The sequence below is a fragment of the Arthrobacter sp. YD2 genome (assembly GCF_030410475.1).
Lineage (GTDB): Bacteria > Actinomycetota > Actinomycetes > Actinomycetales > Micrococcaceae > Arthrobacter_B > Arthrobacter_B zhangbolii.
In genome coordinates this window covers 773646-789762 of the sequence record NZ_JAUHHB010000002.1, presented here as the reverse complement: position 1 = coordinate 789762, position 16117 = coordinate 773646, and the positions used below count along the sequence as shown (strand labels likewise).

Annotated in this window: 17 protein-coding genes; 12 read left to right on the top strand and 5 right to left on the bottom strand. The window is 65.5% G+C overall.

The window, feature by feature from the left end; all coding sequences use genetic code 11:
- Window positions 1-12 precede the first annotated feature (12 nt).
- Window positions 13-312, top strand: coding sequence for a DUF4193 domain-containing protein (locus tag QWJ37_RS10345; protein ID WP_227902199.1), 300 nt, complete (start codon window positions 13-15; stop codon window positions 310-312).
- 4 nt (window positions 313-316) lie between these two features.
- Here QWJ37_RS10345 and QWJ37_RS10340 read toward each other — a convergent pair whose 3' ends face one another.
- Window positions 317-787, bottom strand: coding sequence for a DUF3093 domain-containing protein (locus QWJ37_RS10340; protein WP_227902198.1), 471 nt, complete (start codon window positions 785-787; stop codon window positions 317-319).
- 234 nt (window positions 788-1021) lie between these two features.
- Between QWJ37_RS10340 and dut the strand changes: the two genes are divergently transcribed.
- From dut to QWJ37_RS10320, 4 genes are all read left to right on the top strand, one after another.
- Window positions 1022-1492, top strand: coding sequence for a dUTP diphosphatase (gene dut / locus QWJ37_RS10335; RefSeq protein ID WP_341482016.1), 471 nt, complete (start codon window positions 1022-1024; stop codon window positions 1490-1492).
- A gap of 64 nt (window positions 1493-1556) precedes the next feature.
- Complete coding sequence (locus tag QWJ37_RS10330; protein WP_227902196.1) at window positions 1557-2297, top strand: DUF3710 domain-containing protein; 741 nt, start codon at window positions 1557-1559, stop codon at window positions 2295-2297.
- A 3-nt stretch (window positions 2298-2300) separates the two neighbouring features.
- Window positions 2301-2642, top strand: a complete 342-nt coding sequence (locus tag QWJ37_RS10325) for a hypothetical protein (RefSeq protein ID WP_227902195.1) — start codon at window positions 2301-2303, stop codon at window positions 2640-2642.
- Complete coding sequence (locus QWJ37_RS10320) at window positions 2639-3376, top strand: DUF3159 domain-containing protein (protein WP_290245225.1); 738 nt, start codon at window positions 2639-2641, stop codon at window positions 3374-3376. The genes QWJ37_RS10325 and QWJ37_RS10320 overlap by 4 nt, the downstream gene beginning before the upstream one ends.
- Here QWJ37_RS10320 and QWJ37_RS10315 read toward each other — a convergent pair.
- Both QWJ37_RS10315 and QWJ37_RS10310 read right to left on the bottom strand, forming a co-directional pair.
- On the bottom strand, window positions 3265-4050 hold the full coding sequence (locus QWJ37_RS10315) for a TrkA family potassium uptake protein (RefSeq protein ID WP_227902193.1): 786 nt from the start codon (window positions 4048-4050) through the stop codon (window positions 3265-3267). The two genes, QWJ37_RS10320 and QWJ37_RS10315, sit on opposite strands and share 112 nt — an antisense overlap.
- Window positions 4047-4721 (bottom strand): TrkA family potassium uptake protein, encoded by a 675-nt coding sequence (locus QWJ37_RS10310; protein ID WP_227902192.1) that lies wholly within the window; start codon window positions 4719-4721, stop codon window positions 4047-4049. The genes QWJ37_RS10315 and QWJ37_RS10310 overlap by 4 nt, the downstream gene beginning before the upstream one ends.
- Window positions 4722-4878: 157 nt before the next feature.
- Here QWJ37_RS10310 and QWJ37_RS10305 point away from each other — a divergent pair, with 157 nt between their 5' ends.
- From QWJ37_RS10305 to QWJ37_RS10280, 6 genes are all read left to right on the top strand, one after another.
- Window positions 4879-6168, top strand: coding sequence for a TRAM domain-containing protein (locus tag QWJ37_RS10305; RefSeq protein WP_290245224.1), 1290 nt, complete (start codon window positions 4879-4881; stop codon window positions 6166-6168).
- 287 nt (window positions 6169-6455) lie between these two features.
- On the top strand, window positions 6456-9281 hold the full coding sequence (gene acnA / locus QWJ37_RS10300) for an aconitate hydratase AcnA (protein WP_290245223.1): 2826 nt from the start codon (window positions 6456-6458) through the stop codon (window positions 9279-9281).
- 174 nt (window positions 9282-9455) lie between these two features.
- Window positions 9456-11429: a 1-deoxy-D-xylulose-5-phosphate synthase gene (dxs, locus tag QWJ37_RS10295; RefSeq protein ID WP_227902189.1), complete on the top strand. Its 1974-nt coding sequence runs from the start codon at window positions 9456-9458 to the stop codon at window positions 11427-11429.
- A gap of 50 nt (window positions 11430-11479) precedes the next feature.
- Window positions 11480-12334: an SDR family oxidoreductase gene (locus tag QWJ37_RS10290; RefSeq protein WP_290245222.1), complete on the top strand. Its 855-nt coding sequence runs from the start codon at window positions 11480-11482 to the stop codon at window positions 12332-12334.
- A 48-nt stretch (window positions 12335-12382) separates the two neighbouring features.
- Window positions 12383-12700: a hypothetical protein gene (locus QWJ37_RS10285; protein WP_290245221.1), complete on the top strand. Its 318-nt coding sequence runs from the start codon at window positions 12383-12385 to the stop codon at window positions 12698-12700.
- A gap of 39 nt (window positions 12701-12739) precedes the next feature.
- A complete protein-coding gene (locus QWJ37_RS10280) occupies window positions 12740-13717 on the top strand; it encodes an aldo/keto reductase (protein ID WP_290245220.1) in 978 nt (325 codons plus the stop codon).
- Between the two features lie 324 nt (window positions 13718-14041).
- Here QWJ37_RS10280 and QWJ37_RS10275 read toward each other — a convergent pair whose 3' ends face one another.
- On the bottom strand, window positions 14042-14275 hold the full coding sequence (locus QWJ37_RS10275) for a hypothetical protein (RefSeq protein ID WP_290245219.1): 234 nt from the start codon (window positions 14273-14275) through the stop codon (window positions 14042-14044).
- Between the two features lie 59 nt (window positions 14276-14334).
- Window positions 14335-15000, bottom strand: a complete 666-nt coding sequence (locus QWJ37_RS10270) for a TetR/AcrR family transcriptional regulator (protein ID WP_290245218.1) — start codon at window positions 14998-15000, stop codon at window positions 14335-14337.
- A gap of 101 nt (window positions 15001-15101) precedes the next feature.
- Between QWJ37_RS10270 and QWJ37_RS10265 the strand changes: the two genes are divergently transcribed.
- A complete protein-coding gene (locus QWJ37_RS10265) occupies window positions 15102-16013 on the top strand; it encodes an SDR family NAD(P)-dependent oxidoreductase (RefSeq protein WP_290245217.1) in 912 nt (303 codons plus the stop codon).
- Window positions 16014-16117 lie beyond the last annotated feature (104 nt).

Here is a 16117-nt window from a genome sequence, read left to right as displayed (position 1 = left end):
GAAGAAAACATTATGGCGACAGATTATGACGCCCCCCGCAAGACCGAAGAGGACGCCGGCGAGGAGTCGATAGAAGAACTCAAGACCCGGCGGGTGGATCCGCAGTCGGCTGTGGTGGACGAGGACGAGGCAGAGGCCGCCGAGGGCTTCGAACTGCCCGGCGCCGACCTTTCCAGTGAAGAGCTGCTTGTCCGGGTCATGCCGGCGCAGGCAGACGAATTCACCTGTGCCTCCTGCTTCCTGGTCCGCCACCGCTCCCAGATTGCCTTGGAGAAGGACGGAATGTACTACTGCGTGGACTGCGAAGGCTGATGCCCTAGCGGCCCTCGGTCAGTGCCTGAACCAGCTTCTCGGGGTGCCGGGTGGAGGTGAGCCAGTACGGCGTGCGGTCCGCCGGGTCGGTGATTTCAATCCGGACCACCGGCGAGATCCATCCCCGGATGCACATGTAGGCAGTGGCGTTCAGCGCCGGTCCCCGCTGGAGCGTGGCGTCATCTCCGCGGAAGCCTTCCACCCGGCCGATGAAACGGCGTTCAATCTGGGCGCGTCCCACCTGCAGGGAGTCCGGCGTGACCCGGATGGCAGGGGTGGAGAGGATCAGCAGGACGGCAAGGATGATGGCGGCAATCACCGCGCCGGTGATGCCGGCAAAAACACTGATGGGCATAAAAACGAGGATGCAGGCGGAGGCAAGGCCGGCGGCGATAAGCCAGATCCAGATGGAGGGCGTGAGCCGTTCGGAGTACAGCACTGTGTTCGCGGGGCTCTTGGCAGAAGGGGATGACATACCAACAGCTTTTCACCTTTGCCGAGGCATTTCATCCCGCGCCGTGCCGTCAGTGCGGAGCCGGGGAACCGTACAGGAAAACGCGCTAAAGTGTGGTGGGTTGACCCGGGCGGACGCCCGCGAAGCAACCGGCCCCGCCAAAGCGGGGCACCATTCATATTTGTCCATTCACTTCCGTGTGGCCGCTCCGGCCGCAGGACAGCGGATGCAGGTCTATTGAAACCGGAGAAACTGGTGCCAGAGGAAGCGACCACCCTGAAGGTGCAGCTCAAGATGCTTGACGAAGGCCTGGAAGCGCCCTCGTATGCCCATCCCGGCGACGCCGGGGCGGACCTTCGCTCGCGGATCGATTTCACGCTGGAGCCGGGGGAGCGGAAGCTCATTCCCACCGGTGTTGCCCTGGCGCTGCCGCACGGCTATGCCGCCTTTGTGCACCCCCGCTCCGGACTTGCCACCAAACACGGCATCAGCATTGTCAATGCACCCGGGACCGTCGATGCAGGCTACCGGGGGGAAATCTCCGTCACACTGATCAATACCGACACCACTGAGGCAGTCAGCCTGCGGCGGGGTGACCGGATTGCGCAACTGGTGATCCAGCGGGTGGAAACCGCAGGGTTTGTTGTCGTTGACGAACTGCCGGACTCCGTTCGCGGCGCCGGCGGGTTTGGCTCCACCGGGGGCTTCAGCGCCGTACCGGCCTGAGCCCGTGCCCGGCTGCCGTGCCGGGAAATTTGAACTTCGCAGATGAGAGAGAAGGAACCTGGTTATGGCATTTGGGCGCCGTAAGAAAACCAAGGCAGAGGAACCGGCAGCTGCCGGCGTTGCCGCCGAGACGGCAGGCGACGTGCAGGACGCAGGTGCGCAGGATTCCGCGGCGGCGGAGGCCGGCACACCGGAGGCGGCCGGCCCCTATGACCTGAGCGACCGGCCTTCGGAGGAAGGCTACATTGATCTCGGTGCCCTGCGGATCGCTGCTTCCCAGGGGCTGCAGCTGCGCCTGGAGGTCGAGGAGAAGACCCAGCGCGTGGTCGCCGTGACGCTGGATCTTGAGGGCTCCAGCCTGCAGCTCCAGGCGTTCGCTGCTCCCCGCTCGGAAACTCTCTGGGACGACATCCGTGAGCAGATCGGCAAGTCGGTCAGTTCCCAGGGCGGAACCGTGGATGAACTTACCGGCACCTTCGGCACTGAGCTGCTGGCCAAGGTCCCGGCCCAGGCACAGGATGGCTCCAAGGGCTACCGGGTGGCGCGTTTCGTCGGTGTTGACGGGCCCCGCTGGTTCCTTCGCGGCGTCTTCGGCGGTCCGGCAGCCATGAACCCCGAAGCTGCACGCCCCCTGGAGGATGTCTTCCGTAACGTGGTGGTTGTCCGCGGCGAGCAGCCGCTGCCGCCCAGGGATTTGCTACAGCTGCGCCTGCCGCGAGACGCATCCCCGCTGCCGCGGCCGGCTGCAGGCCCCGCCCGGCCTTCCGCACCTAAGCGTGGCCCGGAAATCACGACGATCGGCTAATCGGTGCCAACAGCCTACGGTTCCCCCCACTTCGTCAGCGTCAAGTCCCTGCCGCCACGCGGCAGGGCCTACTGCCGCGGTTACGTATCAGCCATCACGGTTGCGCCGGCCACCGAGCCGCCGCGTTTCACGGCGATGGTGGAGGATTCCATGGCGGCGTACCGCAGCTCCCCGCTGAAGCCCCGCCCCAAGGTGCGGCTCATCTGGGTTGGCCAGCGCCGCGTTCCCGGGGTCGAGGCAGGGACCTCCCTCGCCTTCGAGGGTATGGTCTCGACGGTGGACGGCTATCCCACAATCTTCAACCCGAGATACGAAATCATTGGACGCCCGGAGGCCGACGCATGAGCACCCAGAAGGACCCCGGTGAAGGCCAGCCGGATTTGAACCGGCTCGCGGGACAGTATGCCGCCCGGGCAGGCATGGAACGCCGCGAAGACGGCCAGATTGACGTCCTGAAATCCGTGGGTGGAATCCGCGGACTGGCTGAAGCAATTGTCCCGGGCCTGCTGTTTACGCTCCTCTACACCGTGGGTGCCGCGCTGAACCTTGCCCTGGGTGCAGCAGTGGCAGCCGCGGCGGTCTTTTCCATTGCCAACCTGATCCAGCGCCGTCCGCTGATGCAGTCCCTGACCGGGGTGGCCGGCGTCGCGATCTGCGCGTTTGTTGCCCTTCGCAGCGGCGAGGGCGCCACCTACTTCGTGCCCGGCTTCTACCTCAACGCGGCGTACATCCTGGCCTTCCTGGTCTCCATCGCCGTGAAGTGGCCCGTGGCCGGGCTGCTCTTCGGATTCATCCGGGGCGAGAACCTGGACTGGCGGGCCGTGCCGGTGCGGATGAAGGCCTACATCTGGGCCAGCTGGATCATCGTGGCGGTCTTCGCGCTGCGGCTGGCAGTCCAGCTGCCGCTGTACCTTGCGGACAACGTTGCCGCCCTGGGCACCATGCGACTGGCCATGGGCGTACCGCTCTATGCGCTGGGATTGTGGCTGGCCTGGGTGGTTTCCCGTCCCGCGGCCATTGTTTCGGACGGCTCCGCATCCGATGCCCCGCCGGAAGCGGGGTCCGCGTCCGCTCCCTGACCGGCACGCTGATCGGCGCCGGGGGCCAGTACGGCACGCAGATCATCCTCCGCCGCGATGGTGGTGATGAAGAACAGTTCGTCGCCGGGTTCGACGACGTCGTCGTTGCTGGGGGTGATGGGCACGTCGTCGCGCAGGATGGCCACCACCGTGGCATCCAGCGGCCAGTCGATGGAGCCAAGGGTCCGTCCGGTCAGGTGCGAATCCGCGGGGACGGTGAATTCCACCATCGAGGAGACACCGGTCTGCAGCGTCAGCAGCCGGACCAGGTCACCGATCTCCACTGCCTCCTCCACCAGGGCCGTCATCAGCCGCGGGGTGTTCACGGCTACGTCCACACCCCAGGAGTCATCAAACATCCAGTCGTTCTTGGGGTTGTTGACCCGGCCGACCGTGCGCGCCACACCGAACTCGCTTTTGGCCAGCAGCGAGACCACCAGGTTCACCTTGTCGTCACCCGTGGCCGAGACCACGACGTCGGCATCTTCCAGCTGGGCGTCCTTGAGGGTGGTAAGTTCGCAGGCGTCGCCAATGAGCCAGCGCGCACCGCGCAGCCCGCTGCGGCCCACGCACTCGGGCTTCTCATCAATGAGCAGCACATCGTGCCCGTGCGAGAGCAGTTCCTTGGCAATGGAGCTGCCCACGCTGCCGGCACCGGCAATCACAACTTTCACGGGGACTCCCTGATCGGTTCCTTGGAGAGGATTTTGCTGATTTCCGCCGTCCGGTCCACGGACATCATGGCGTGCAGGACGTCGCCCTGCTGGTAACTGCTGTCCGGGCGGGGGAGTATTCCCTCCCCGAAACGCGTGACGTAGGCGATGCGGACTCCTGCTGCGGCTTCGATACCGGAGAGTGAGCGGCCCAGCCAGGCCTCGTGCAGCGCCAGTTCGCCCAGGATCAGCCGGCCGGAAGACTCCCTGAAATCGCCGTTGATGCTCTGCTCAGGCAGGATCCGACGCAGCACCTGGTCAGCGCTCCAGCGCACCGCGGCCACCGTGGGGATTCCCAGCCGCTGGTAGATCTCCGCGCGTCCGGGATCATAGATACGGGCAACCACGTGCCCGACATGAAAGGTCTCGCGGGCAACCCGGGTGGCCAGGATGTTGGAATTATCACCACTGGATACGGCGGCAAAGGCATAGGCTTCCTCGATGCCGGCAGCCTTCAGCGTGTCACGGTCAAACCCGACGCCGGTAACCTTGCGGCCGGTGAAGGTGTGCCGCAGGCGCCGGAAGGCCCGCTCGTCCTGGTCGATAATGGCGACCGAATGGCCGGCATTGTCCAGGGTGTGCGCCAGGCTGACGCCCACGCGCCCGCACCCCATGATCACGTAATGGGCCAACTGCCCTACCTCGGTTTCGGTTCGGTCCTTGGTGACTGTTCCACAGATGAAAAACAATCAACGCCAGCTTAGTCCTGCCGGCGGCCCAAATAGCACAGCGCCCGGCCCTCGTGGTGAGATGGACTTTTAGGCCCCTTGAAGGAAGTACAGCCACACCATGTCGATTGAACTCACCGTAGAAGCACCTGCCCACGGCGGCCATTTTGTTGCCCGCCACGAGGGCCGCGTTGTTTTTGTCCGGCATGCCCTGCCGGGGGAGCGGGTCAGGGTCCGGCTGACGGAGTCCGGCGAGGACGCCAAATTCTGGCGTGCCGACGTCGTTGAGGTCCTCGAAGCAGCCGAGGGACGCCGCGAGCATTTCTGGAAGGAAGCGGACGCCCTGCGGGCCGCGGCGCGGGGAAAGCTGCCGGTGGGCGGGGCCGAGTTTGGCCACATTGACCTGGCCGTCCAGCGCCGGCTGAAGGCGGAGATCTTCGCCGAGCAGCTGCGCCGCCTCGGCGGAACCGACCTGGCACCGGAGGTGGAGCCGGCGCTGGATGAAAGCAGCGACGGACTGGGCTGGCGGACCAGGGTCAGCTTTTCCGTGGCACCGGGCGGGCGCCTGGCCATGCACGCCCACCGTTCCGATGAACTGATTCCGGTTCAGGAAATGCCCCTCGCCGCGGAGGCCATCAACAGCCTGCACCTCTGGGAGACCGACTTCTCCGGCGTCGAACGTGTGGAGGTTGCCGCCCCTGCCGCCGGCGGCCAGCCGTTGGTCCTGCTCATCCCGGCCGCGGGAACCCACCCGCGCACCCTGGGCCGCATCGCCGGCAGCCTGCCCGACGGTGTGTCCGTGGCGGCGTGGAACCCGGAAAGCCATGAACTGACACGGCTCAAGGGACGGACCTGGGTACAGGAGACCGTGCTGGGACAGGACTACCGGGTCACCGGTGCCGGGTTCTGGCAGATTCACCGGTCAGCCCCGGAAACCCTGACGACGGCGGTCCTGGCCGGCCTCGATGTGCAGCCAGGGGACGCCGTCGCGGACCTGTACGCCGGAGCCGGACTGTTTACCGCTCCGCTGGCGGGAGCTGCCGGGGAATCCGGGCGCGTCCTGTCCGTGGAAGGCTCCCCGGGCACCAGCCGGGATGCCCGCAAGAACCTCTTCGCCGCGCCCCAGGTCCAGATTCACCAGGGCCGGGTGGACAAGGTGCTCCGGGACGCCGGAAAGCTCGACGTCGTCCTGCTGGATCCGCCGCGCGCCGGAGCCGGAAAGACCGTGGTCCGGCAGATTGACGCAGCCGCCCCCCGGGTAGTTGGCTACGTATCCTGCGACCCGGCGTCGTTCGCCCGGGACCTGGGCTACTTCCGCAGCGCCGGGTGGGAACCCGAAACCCTGCGGGTATTCGACCTGTACCCGCACACCCACCACATGGAGTCCTTCGCGGTCCTCCGCAAGGCCTGAAACAGGCGCCCGCAGGGGGAATGGAAAATACGTCACGCCGCGTCGTGGCCTATATCTCCTGCGGGCGTCCCTGTAAAGGCTAGGATGGGAGGCAGTTGTCCAGTCCTGCGCCATTAAGGAAGTTTCCCGTTGTTGGGGGAAGCCGATACCCGGGCAGGGGGCCGTTCGGCAGGGAAATGAACCACCGGTTTCCCTCGCAGGTCCCTTTGAGTCGCTGTTAGGAATACCTAACTGGCGGGCAGTAGTGAGCTGGACAAAGATAACAAGGTGGCGAGAGGAGTCCTGTTATGACTAATGTGGACAGCTTCGGATCCAAAGGCGTCCTGGACGTTAATGGTTCCGAGTATGAAATTTTCCGGCTGAATTCCGTCGAAGGCGCCCAGAGCCTTCCGTTCAGCCTCAAGGTCCTGCTGGAGAACCTGCTCCGCACCGAAGACGGTGCAAACATCACTGCGGACCACGTACGTGCCCTGGCGCAGTGGGATGCAGAAGCAGAGCCCAGCACCGAAATCCAGTTCACCCCCGCCCGGGTGATCATGCAGGACTTCACCGGCGTTCCCTGCATCGTGGACCTGGCGACCATGCGCGAGGCCGTTGCCGATCTCGGTGGCGACCCCAAGCGCGTGAACCCGCTGGCACCGGCCGAAATGGTCATTGACCACTCGGTGCAGATTGATGCCTTCGGCAACGCCGGCGCCCTGGAGCGCAACATGGAAATCGAGTACCAGCGCAACGGCGAGCGGTACCAGTTCCTGCGCTGGGGCCAGACGGCATTCGATGACTTCAAGGTTGTTCCCCCGGGAATGGGCATTGTGCACCAGGTCAACATCGAATACCTGGCCCGCACCGTGATGACGCGTGAAGTTGACGGCGTCCTGCGCGCCTACCCCGACACCTGCGTCGGCACCGACTCCCACACCACCATGGTCAACGGCCTGGGCGTCCTGGGCTGGGGCGTTGGCGGCATCGAGGCCGAGGCAGCCATGCTCGGCCAGCCCGTCTCCATGCTCATCCCGCGCGTTGTCGGCTTCAAGCTCACCGGTGAGATCCCCGCCGGCGCCACCGCCACCGACGTCGTCCTGACCATCACCGAAATGCTGCGCAAGCACGGTGTTGTCGGCAAGTTCGTGGAGTTCTACGGCGAGGGTGTCGGCGCTGTGCCGCTGGCCAACCGCGCCACCATCGGCAACATGAGCCCGGAGTTCGGTTCCACGGCCGCGATCTTCCCGATCGACGACGTGACCCTGGATTACCTGCGCCTGACCGGCCGCTCCGAGGAGAACGTAGCCCTCGTGGAGGCCTACGCCAAGGAACAGGGCCTCTGGCACGATCCGTCCAAGGAGATCAAGTACTCCGAGTACCTGGAACTGGACCTGTCCACCGTTGTCTCCTCCATCGCCGGACCGAAGCGTCCGCAGGACCGCGTGGAGCTGACCAACGCCAAGACGCAGTTCCGCAATGACCTGAAGAACTACGTCCACGAGACCGTTGAGGCGGAAAACGGCACTGTAGACGAGACCCTGGAAGAAACCTTCCCGGCCTCGGATGCTCCGTCCTTCAACGCCAACGCCACGCACGTCGAGGATCACCAGCACGACCTGGTTGCCGAAGCCGATGCCCCGGCCAAGCGCGCCAGCAACTCCGTGCCGGTCACCATGGCGGATGGCCGCAGCTTCGAGCTGGACCACGGTGCCGTGACGATCGCCTCGATCACCTCCTGCACCAACACGTCCAACCCCTCCGTGATGATGGCCGCCGCCGTGCTGGCCCGCAACGCGGTGGACAAGGGCCTGGTCTCCAAGCCGTGGGTCAAGACCTCCGTGGCCCCGGGCTCGAAGGTTGTCACGGACTACTACGAGAAGTCCGGACTGATCCCGTACCTCGAGAAGCTGGGCTTCTTCGTGGTCGGCTACGGCTGCGCCACCTGCATCGGCAACTCCGGTCCGCTCGAAGAGGAAATCTCCGACGCGATCAATGAAGCCGACCTGGCCGTCACCGCGGTGCTCTCCGGTAACCGCAACTTCGAAGGCCGCATCAACCCGGACGTGAAGATGAACTACCTGGCCTCCCCGCCGCTGGTAGTCGCCTACGCCCTGGCCGGCACCATGGACTTCGACTTCGAGAATGACCCGCTGGGCCAGGACGAAGCCGGAAACGACATCTTCCTGAAGGACATCTGGCCGAACCCGGTTGAGGTCCAGCAGATCATCGATGCCTCCATCGATAAGGAAATGTTCTCCAACAGCTACGACACCATCTTCGAAGGTGACGAGCGCTGGCAGTCCCTGCCCACTCCCGAAGGTGCAACCTTCGAGTGGGATACGGAGTCCACGTACGTCCGGAAGCCCCCGTACTTCGAGGGCATGAAGGCACAGCCGGAGCCCGTCTCCGACATCGAGGGCGCCCGCGTCCTGCTGAAGCTGGGCGATTCGGTCACCACCGACCACATCTCCCCGGCCGGCTCCTTCAAGTCCGACACCCCGGCAGGCAAGTACCTGCTGGAGCACGGTGTGGCCCGCAAGGACTTCAACTCCTACGGCTCCCGCCGTGGCAACCACGAAGTGATGATCCGCGGCACCTTCGCCAACATCCGCATCAAGAACCAGCTGCTCGACGGCGTTGAAGGCGGTTTCACCCGTGACTTCAGCCAGGCCGACGCTCCGCAGGCTGCCGTTTACGATGCCGCGATGAACTACCAGGCTGCCGGCACCCCGCTGGTCGTCCTGGCCGGCAAGGAATACGGTTCCGGCTCCTCGCGTGACTGGGCCGCCAAGGGCACCGCACTGCTGGGCGTCAAGGCTGTCATCGCCGAGAGCTACGAGCGCATCCACCGCTCCAACCTCATCGGCATGGGCGTCCTTCCCCTGCAGTACCCGGCCGGCGTCAACGCCGAGTCCCTGGGCCTGACGGGTACGGAAACCTTCGCGGTTGAGGGTGTCACCGAACTGAACAACGGGAACACTCCCAAGACTGTCCGGGTCACGGCCACCCCCGAAAACGGCGAAGCCATCACCTTCGATGCGGTCCTGCGCATTGATACCCCGGGTGAAGCCGACTACTACCGCAACGGCGGCATCCTGCAGTACGTGCTGCGGCAGATCTCCGCTAAGTAGCAGCAACCAGCACCATTGTCAGGACCCCGCGTCCCCGATCCGTCCAACGGGCGGTCAGGGCACGCGGGGTCCTGATGCGTTGGTGGGGGAACCGCGCAGTGCACACTGGGCGTTAGAGTTAACCATTGCGACGGTGTGCAGTGCCGCCGACTACGACTCAAGGGAGGCACCCTGTTGGGACTTCTGGAAACAATCCGGGACCCTCGGGACCTCAGCAGGCTTTCGCTGACACAGCTGAAGCGGCTTGCTGAAGAGATCCGTTCGTTCCTGATCACCAACGTGGCACAGACCGGCGGCCACCTCGGCCCGAACCTGGGCGTGGTGGAACTGACCATGGGCATCCACCGGGTCTTCGATTCGCCGCGGGACAGCATCGTCTTTGACACCGGCCATCAGTCCTACGTGCACAAAATCCTTACCGGCCGCCAGGACTTCGGAACGCTGCGGCAGCAGCATGGGCTTTCCGGCTATCCGTCCCGCGCGGAATCCGTGCATGACATTGTGGAAAGCTCGCACGCCTCCTCGTCCCTGTCCTGGGCAGACGGCATTTCCCGGGCCCGGCAGCTGAACGGCGAGAGCGATCGCTACACCGTGGTGATGGTGGGCGACGGCGCCCTGACCGGCGGCATGGCCTGGGAGGCACTGAACAACATTGCGGCGGACCAGCGGCGCCGCGTGGTGATTGTGGTCAATGACAACGGCCGATCCTACGCGCCGACCATCGGCGGCCTGGCTGACTACCTGGCCTCGCTGCGCCCCACCATTGACGCCGTGCGCACGCACCACGCGTACGAGAACACCTTGGGCTGGTGGCGGGACCGGCTGCAGCAGGGCGGCCCTGTGGGCCGTTTCACCTACCGCAGCCTGCATGCCGCCAAGAAGGGCATCAAGGACTGGTGGTCCCCCCAGGGCCTCTTCGAGGATCTGGGCATGAAGTACGTGGGCCCCATCGACGGACACGACCTCGACGCCGTCGAACGCGCACTGCTCAAGGCCAAGAACTATGCCGGTCCCGTGATTGTGCACGCCATGACGGAGAAGGGCCGCGGCTACGCGCCTGCCCGCGCCCACGAAGCTGACCAGTTCCACGCCGTCGGCATTATTGATCCCGAGACCGGCGCACCGGTGGAACCGGGCGGCAAGGAATCCTGGACCTCCGTCTTTGCGACGGAGATTGCCCAGATAGCCGACGAGCGTCCGGACATTGTCGGTATCACCGGCGCCATGCTGATCCCCGTGGGCCTGCACCGTTTCGCGGCAAAGCATCCTGACCGCGTGTTCGACGTCGGCATCGCCGAACAGCATGCCCTCACCTCGGCGGCCGGCATGGCCTTCGGCGGACTGCACCCCGTCGTCGCCCTGTACGCCACGTTCCTGAACCGTGCCTTCGACCAGCTGCTGATGGACGTTGCCCTGCACAAGGCCGGCGTCACCATTGTGCTGGACCGTGCCGGGGTGACCGGACCGGACGGCGCCAGCCATCACGGCATGTGGGACATGTCCATGCTGCAGATTGTGCCCGGCCTGCATCTGTCCGCACCCCGGGACGCCACCCGCCTGAAGGAGGAACTGCGCGAAGCCGTGGCCATCTCGGATGCGCCCAGTGTGGTGCGGTTCTCCAAGGGCACCGTGGGCCGCGATATCGACGCAGTGGAGCGAACCGCCGACGGCGTGGACATCCTGGCCCGCCGGCACAGCGGCGACAGCTCGAACGACGTCCTGATTGTGAGTGTGGGGGCCATGGCCGGTATGGCCCTGGACGTAGCCGAGCGGCTGGACGCGCAGGGCATCAGCTCCACAGTGGTGGATCCGCGCTGGGTCTTGCCGGTGCCGCGGTCAATCATCCGCCTGGCCGGGGAGCACCGGATCGTCACAGTGATCGAGGATGGCGTGCGGGCAGGCGGGGTCGGTTCGCGGATCCGGCAGGAAATGCGTGCCGCCGGGGTGGACACCGCCCTGAACGAAGTCGGCCTGCCGGTCGAGTTCCTGGACCATGGCAGCCGCGGTGAGGTGCTTGAGCGGGTGGGACTGACGGCCCGGCAGGTTGCCAATGACATTGTCGCCCAGGTCCTGGGCACGAAGGTCCCGTTTGCCCGGCCCCTCCCGGGGCAGGAAATGCCCACAGGGCAGGTGCCCAAAATCCAGTAGCCGTGCAGGGACCCGTTAGCCGGGTCAACGGAAAAAGGGGTGTGAAAGCCATGGCTGATAACGTTCCAGCCCTCGCCGTCACGGGCGCTACCGGCGCCCTGGGCGGCGCCGTTGCCCGGCTGCTGGCCGAGTCAGGGGTGCGCCAGCGGCTGCTGGCCAGGCACACGGCCCGGCTGCCCGAGCTGCCGGACACCCCGGTCTTTGCCGTTTCCTATCTGGACCGCGCGCAGGCGGTGAGTGCGCTGCGCGGCGTCCATACGCTCTTTATGGTGTCCGCAGCCGAAAGCCCGCACCGGGTCGAAGACCAGCAGACCTTCGTCGACGCCGCGGCGGAGGCCGGGGTGGACCACATTGTGTACACCTCCTTTATGGGTGCCGCGCCGGACGCAGTGTTTTCCCTGGCCCGGGACCATGCGGCCACCGAGGAGCACATCAAGGGCAGCGGCATGTCCTGGACGTTCCTGCGGAACTGCCTGTACCAGGATGTCCTGCCCACCTTCATCCAGCCGGACGGCGTCATCCGGGGACCTGCCGGAGACGGCCGGTTCGCCCCGGTAGCCAGGACCGACATTGCACGCACCGCCGCCACAATCCTCCTTGCCCCGGGGGAGCACCGGAACCGCACCTACACGCTCACCGGACCAACGGAGCTCAGCATGGCCGAAGTTGCGGAGGTCCTGACCCGCGTCTCCGGCAGCCATGTCGGGTATGAGAACGAAACCTATGAGCAGGCGATGGCCAGCCGGATGCAGGGGCATGCCGCCCGCTGGCAGGCGGAGGCCTGGACCAGCAGTTACCAGGCCATCGCCGCCGGCGCGCTCGGCCCGGCGAGCCCGGACATCGAGCGTCTCACCGGTACGGCTCCGCTGGCCTTTCAGGATTACCTGCTGGCCGGCCGCTACTGAGCGTAAGGAGACTGGGTGGCACGGCTCTCAGCGGATAGTCTTGGAGGCATGACTGATGGATCTGTGCCGGACATCCGCCGCTTTCTTGCCGAATGCACGGTAAGTGACCTGGACGAGGATGAAACAACCCCCGTAGCCGACCTGTACGGCATGTACATCATCTGGAGTGAACAGCAGGGCACGGACCCGCTGGCAGTGCAGGCCTTCTCCGCTGCTGTCCGCGAGGAAGGCATCGAAGCGGAGCGCCGGCGCAGCGAGCAGGTCTACACCGGCCTGCTGCCCACCGGAGCCATCCCCATCCAGTACATCCTCGAAACTGACAAGGCGCCCGGTCCCAACAGCGGCCTGGACATCTTCCCGGCATAGGACGCGGGCTCCGTCCCGGGCGGGTATAGCGTAGCTTCCATGACTTCTTACAACAGACTCGGAAACTCCGGCCTGACCGTGTCCACGGTAGGGCTGGGCTGCAACAACCTCGGCCGTCCGGGAACGCCCACGGAATCGCAGGAGGGCACCGACGCCGTCATCAGCGCCGCGATCGACGCCGGTATTACGCTTTTTGACGTTGCCGATACGTATGGCCGGACACCGGGGCTCAGCGAGGAAATGCTCGGCAGGGCCCTGGGCTCCCGGCGCGAGGACGTGGTCCTTGCCACCAAGTTCGGCATGGACATGCAGGGAGCCAACGGTGCCGACTTCGGTGCCCGCGGATCGCGCCGCTACATCGTGAAAGCGGCGGAGGCGTCGCTCCGCCGGCTGAACACGGACTGGATCGATCTCTACCAGTTCCACACCCCGGACCCGCTGACGCCGATTGAGGAAACCCTCGCTGCCCTGGATGATCTGGTCACCAGTGGCAAGGTGCGGTACATCGGACACTCCAACCGTGCCGGCTGGCAGATTGCCGAGGCGGAATTCGTGGCGCGGATGGGCGGCTATACGCCGTTCATTTCCTCGCAGAACCACTACAACCTGCTGGACCGCCGGGCCGAGCTGGAAGTTACTCCGGCGGCTGAGGCGTATGGTTTGGGCGTGCTGCCCTATTTCCCGCTGGCCAACGGCCTCCTCACCGGAAAGTACAGCAGCGGCCAGGCACCCGAGGGGAGCCGGCTCACGCACTCCCGGACCAACCTCCTGGAGAACGCCGATTTTGAGCAGCTGCGGGAGTTCGGCCGGTTCGCCGCCGAGCGCGGCCTCACCGAGGTGCAGGTGGCCTTCTCCTGGCTCGCAGCGCAGCCATCCGTGGCCTCCGTCATTGCCGGTGCCACCAAGGTGGAGCAGGTGCAGCAGAACGCCGAGGCCGCGGATTGGGTGCCCTCGGAGAAGGATTTGGAAGAACTGGACCGGATCTTCCCGAAGACGCCGAAGGTTGCTTTGTTCTAGGCGCTTCTCGTCACCTTGTGCGGCCGGAGGGTCCGGAACGGCGGCAACGAAAATTCCTGCTCGCAGAGCTCGCAGAAATTATTAAAGCCGCCTAACCCGGACCCTCCGGCCCTTGCGGGCGCCTACTCCGGGCCCTTGCGGGCGCCTACTCCGGGCCCTCCGGCCCCTTGCGGACGCCTACTCCGGGCCCTCCTGCCCCTGCCGCGCGCCTACTCCGGCCACTTCGGGCGGCCCCGGAGGTGGCGGGGCGTTAGTCCGGTTTTCGCTTCGATGGCGTCTAAGTAGGCCTGGAAAGACATGCTCTTGCTCCTTGGACTCTGATGGCTAACGGTCAGTGTTCCTTTGCCCGCGCCAATAATCGTCACGCTGCCGCAGGGCAAGGCGTGCCAGCAGGGTGACGAGGGCCCCCGCCAGTGCCAGCGACAGACCGGCCATCAGCCAGTTCCAGGGCTCGTCAAAGGGTAGGAGAATAACCAGCCAGAAAGAAACACAGGCACTAAGCAGCAGCGCAACCATCCGTTTGGCACGCTTCTGCGACCATGCCGGCTCCTGGCTCATGGAGCGAGATTAGCGCCGGGGCTGTGTTCTCACCAGAGCAAACCGATGGCCTTTCGGGCTCACGCGCGCGGCAATACCCCAACGAGCGCGGAGGTGAAAGCCATCTGCAGCGCGTCCTGCAAATCCACGTTCAAAACACCCAGATCGGGCTCCTCGGTGTAGGCGGCAAGCAGGGTGGGCGGGGCAGGTACGTAGGACGAGAGGGCGCCGGCCGTGATGAGGCTCATCAGGCAGAATTGTTGCGCAGCGTCACCAAGCTCGGGCAGGTGGTGACGGATCAGGCCCGTCATGGTTTCCAGCCGTGCCAGGGATGACCGCTTATGGTGCTTCGCCACCTCCACCGAGATGTTGCGTTCCAGGACACCGCCCTGCGCACCGAAGAGGTCGCACAGCACCGGACGTGCGCCCAGGGAACGGCTGAGGATGTCCGCCAGCTGATCCGCGCGGGTCTCCGGTGCCGCCGACGGCTCAATCGCTGCTGTCAGTTCCTCTGCCAACCCGGCAAGCCACGTCCCCAGGAAATCATCGAGCAGTTCGAGCAGCACCGCTTCGCGGGACTCGAAATATCGCAGGACATTCGACTTGGCCAGCCCCACCCGCCGGCTTAGCTCGTTGAGGCTCACCTCGGCTACCGGCATTTCCTCCAGCATGGCAGCCGTGGTGTCCAGGATCGCCCGACGGCGGGCTTCCTTCTGTTCTTCGCTGCGTGCCCGTTGGAAAGTCACGGCCCCAGCCTAACTTATAGACCGGCGGTCTATTGACTTCAGACCGCCGGTCTTTTAGCGTCGTCACCACGTAACAGACCTACGGTGTTTGAGGAGCTGGAATGAACGGCACATGGAATGAACAAAACGTCCCCGATCAGCGGGGACGGGTGGCGGTAGTGACCGGCGCCAACACCGGGCTGGGCTTCGAAACTGCCAAGGTGCTTGCCGAGCACGGTGCCACGGTGGTCCTGGCGGTGCGCGACCTGCAGAAAGGCAAACAGGCGGCCGCGGGCATTGCCGGCGACGTGACGGTCCAGGCGCTGGACCTGACGTCCCTGGATTCCATCCGGTCCGCTGCGCAGAGCATCAGGGCTGCCCACCCGCGCATAGACCTGCTGATTAACAATGCCGGGGTGATGTACACACCCAAGCGGACCACGGCGGACGGCTTCGAGCTGCAGTTCGGTACCAACCACCTTGGGCACTTCGCCCTGACCGGGCTGCTGCTGGACCGGCTGCTGCCGGTGCCCGGCTCGCGCGTGGTGACGGTCAGCAGCACGGGCCACCGGATCCGTGCAGCCATCCATTTCGACGATCTCCAGTGGGAACGCTCGTATAACCGCGTGGCGGCCTACGGCCAGGCCAAGCTCGCCAACCTCATGTTCACCTATGAACTGCAGCGACGGCTGGCCTCCCACGGCACAACCATTGCGGTGGCCGCCCATCCCGGCGTGTCCAACACCGAACTCATCAGGAACACACCTGCAGCGCTCCGGATTCCGGTCTCCTGGCTCGCTCCTGTGCTCACCCAGACGCCGGCGATGGGCGCCCTCCCGACCCTGCGTGCGGCTACCGACCCGAACGTCACCGGCGGCCAGTACTACGGTCCGGGCAACCGCACCCAGACGCGCGGCTTCCCAAAGCCGGTCACCTCCAGCCCTGCCTCCCACGACCAAGCGATCCAGCAACGCCTCTGGACCATCTCGGAGGAACTCACCGGAGTAACCTTCCCTCTGGCACCACGGACCTGACCCGGCGAGCGTTACAGACCCGCCCGGTCGCTCACGGGACGATTAAAACGAGAGCGCCGGACGGACCGGGTTAGGCGGCTTTAATAATCCTTGCGAGCTCTGCG

What these genes read in the sequence shown, in the direction of transcription:
- QWJ37_RS10345 (WP_227902199.1), top strand. Translation starts at nt 13, where the DNA reads ATGGCGACAGATTATGACGCCCCCCGCAAGACCGAAGAGGACGCCGGC.
- QWJ37_RS10340 (WP_227902198.1), bottom strand. Translation starts at nt 787, where the DNA reads ATGTCATCCCCTTCTGCCAAGAGCCCCGCGAACACAGTGCTGTACTCC.
- QWJ37_RS10330 (WP_227902196.1), top strand. Translation starts at nt 1,557, where the DNA reads ATGGCATTTGGGCGCCGTAAGAAAACCAAGGCAGAGGAACCGGCAGCT.
- QWJ37_RS10320 (WP_290245225.1), top strand. Translation starts at nt 2,639, where the DNA reads ATGAGCACCCAGAAGGACCCCGGTGAAGGCCAGCCGGATTTGAACCGG.
- QWJ37_RS10305 (WP_290245224.1), top strand. Translation starts at nt 4,879, where the DNA reads ATGTCGATTGAACTCACCGTAGAAGCACCTGCCCACGGCGGCCATTTT.
- acnA (WP_290245223.1), top strand. Translation starts at nt 6,456, where the DNA reads ATGACTAATGTGGACAGCTTCGGATCCAAAGGCGTCCTGGACGTTAAT.
- QWJ37_RS10290 (WP_290245222.1), top strand. Translation starts at nt 11,480, where the DNA reads ATGGCTGATAACGTTCCAGCCCTCGCCGTCACGGGCGCTACCGGCGCC.
- QWJ37_RS10285 (WP_290245221.1), top strand. Translation starts at nt 12,383, where the DNA reads ATGACTGATGGATCTGTGCCGGACATCCGCCGCTTTCTTGCCGAATGC.
- QWJ37_RS10280 (WP_290245220.1), top strand. Translation starts at nt 12,740, where the DNA reads ATGACTTCTTACAACAGACTCGGAAACTCCGGCCTGACCGTGTCCACG.
- QWJ37_RS10275 (WP_290245219.1), bottom strand. Translation starts at nt 14,275, where the DNA reads ATGAGCCAGGAGCCGGCATGGTCGCAGAAGCGTGCCAAACGGATGGTT.
- QWJ37_RS10265 (WP_290245217.1), top strand. Translation starts at nt 15,102, where the DNA reads ATGAACGGCACATGGAATGAACAAAACGTCCCCGATCAGCGGGGACGG.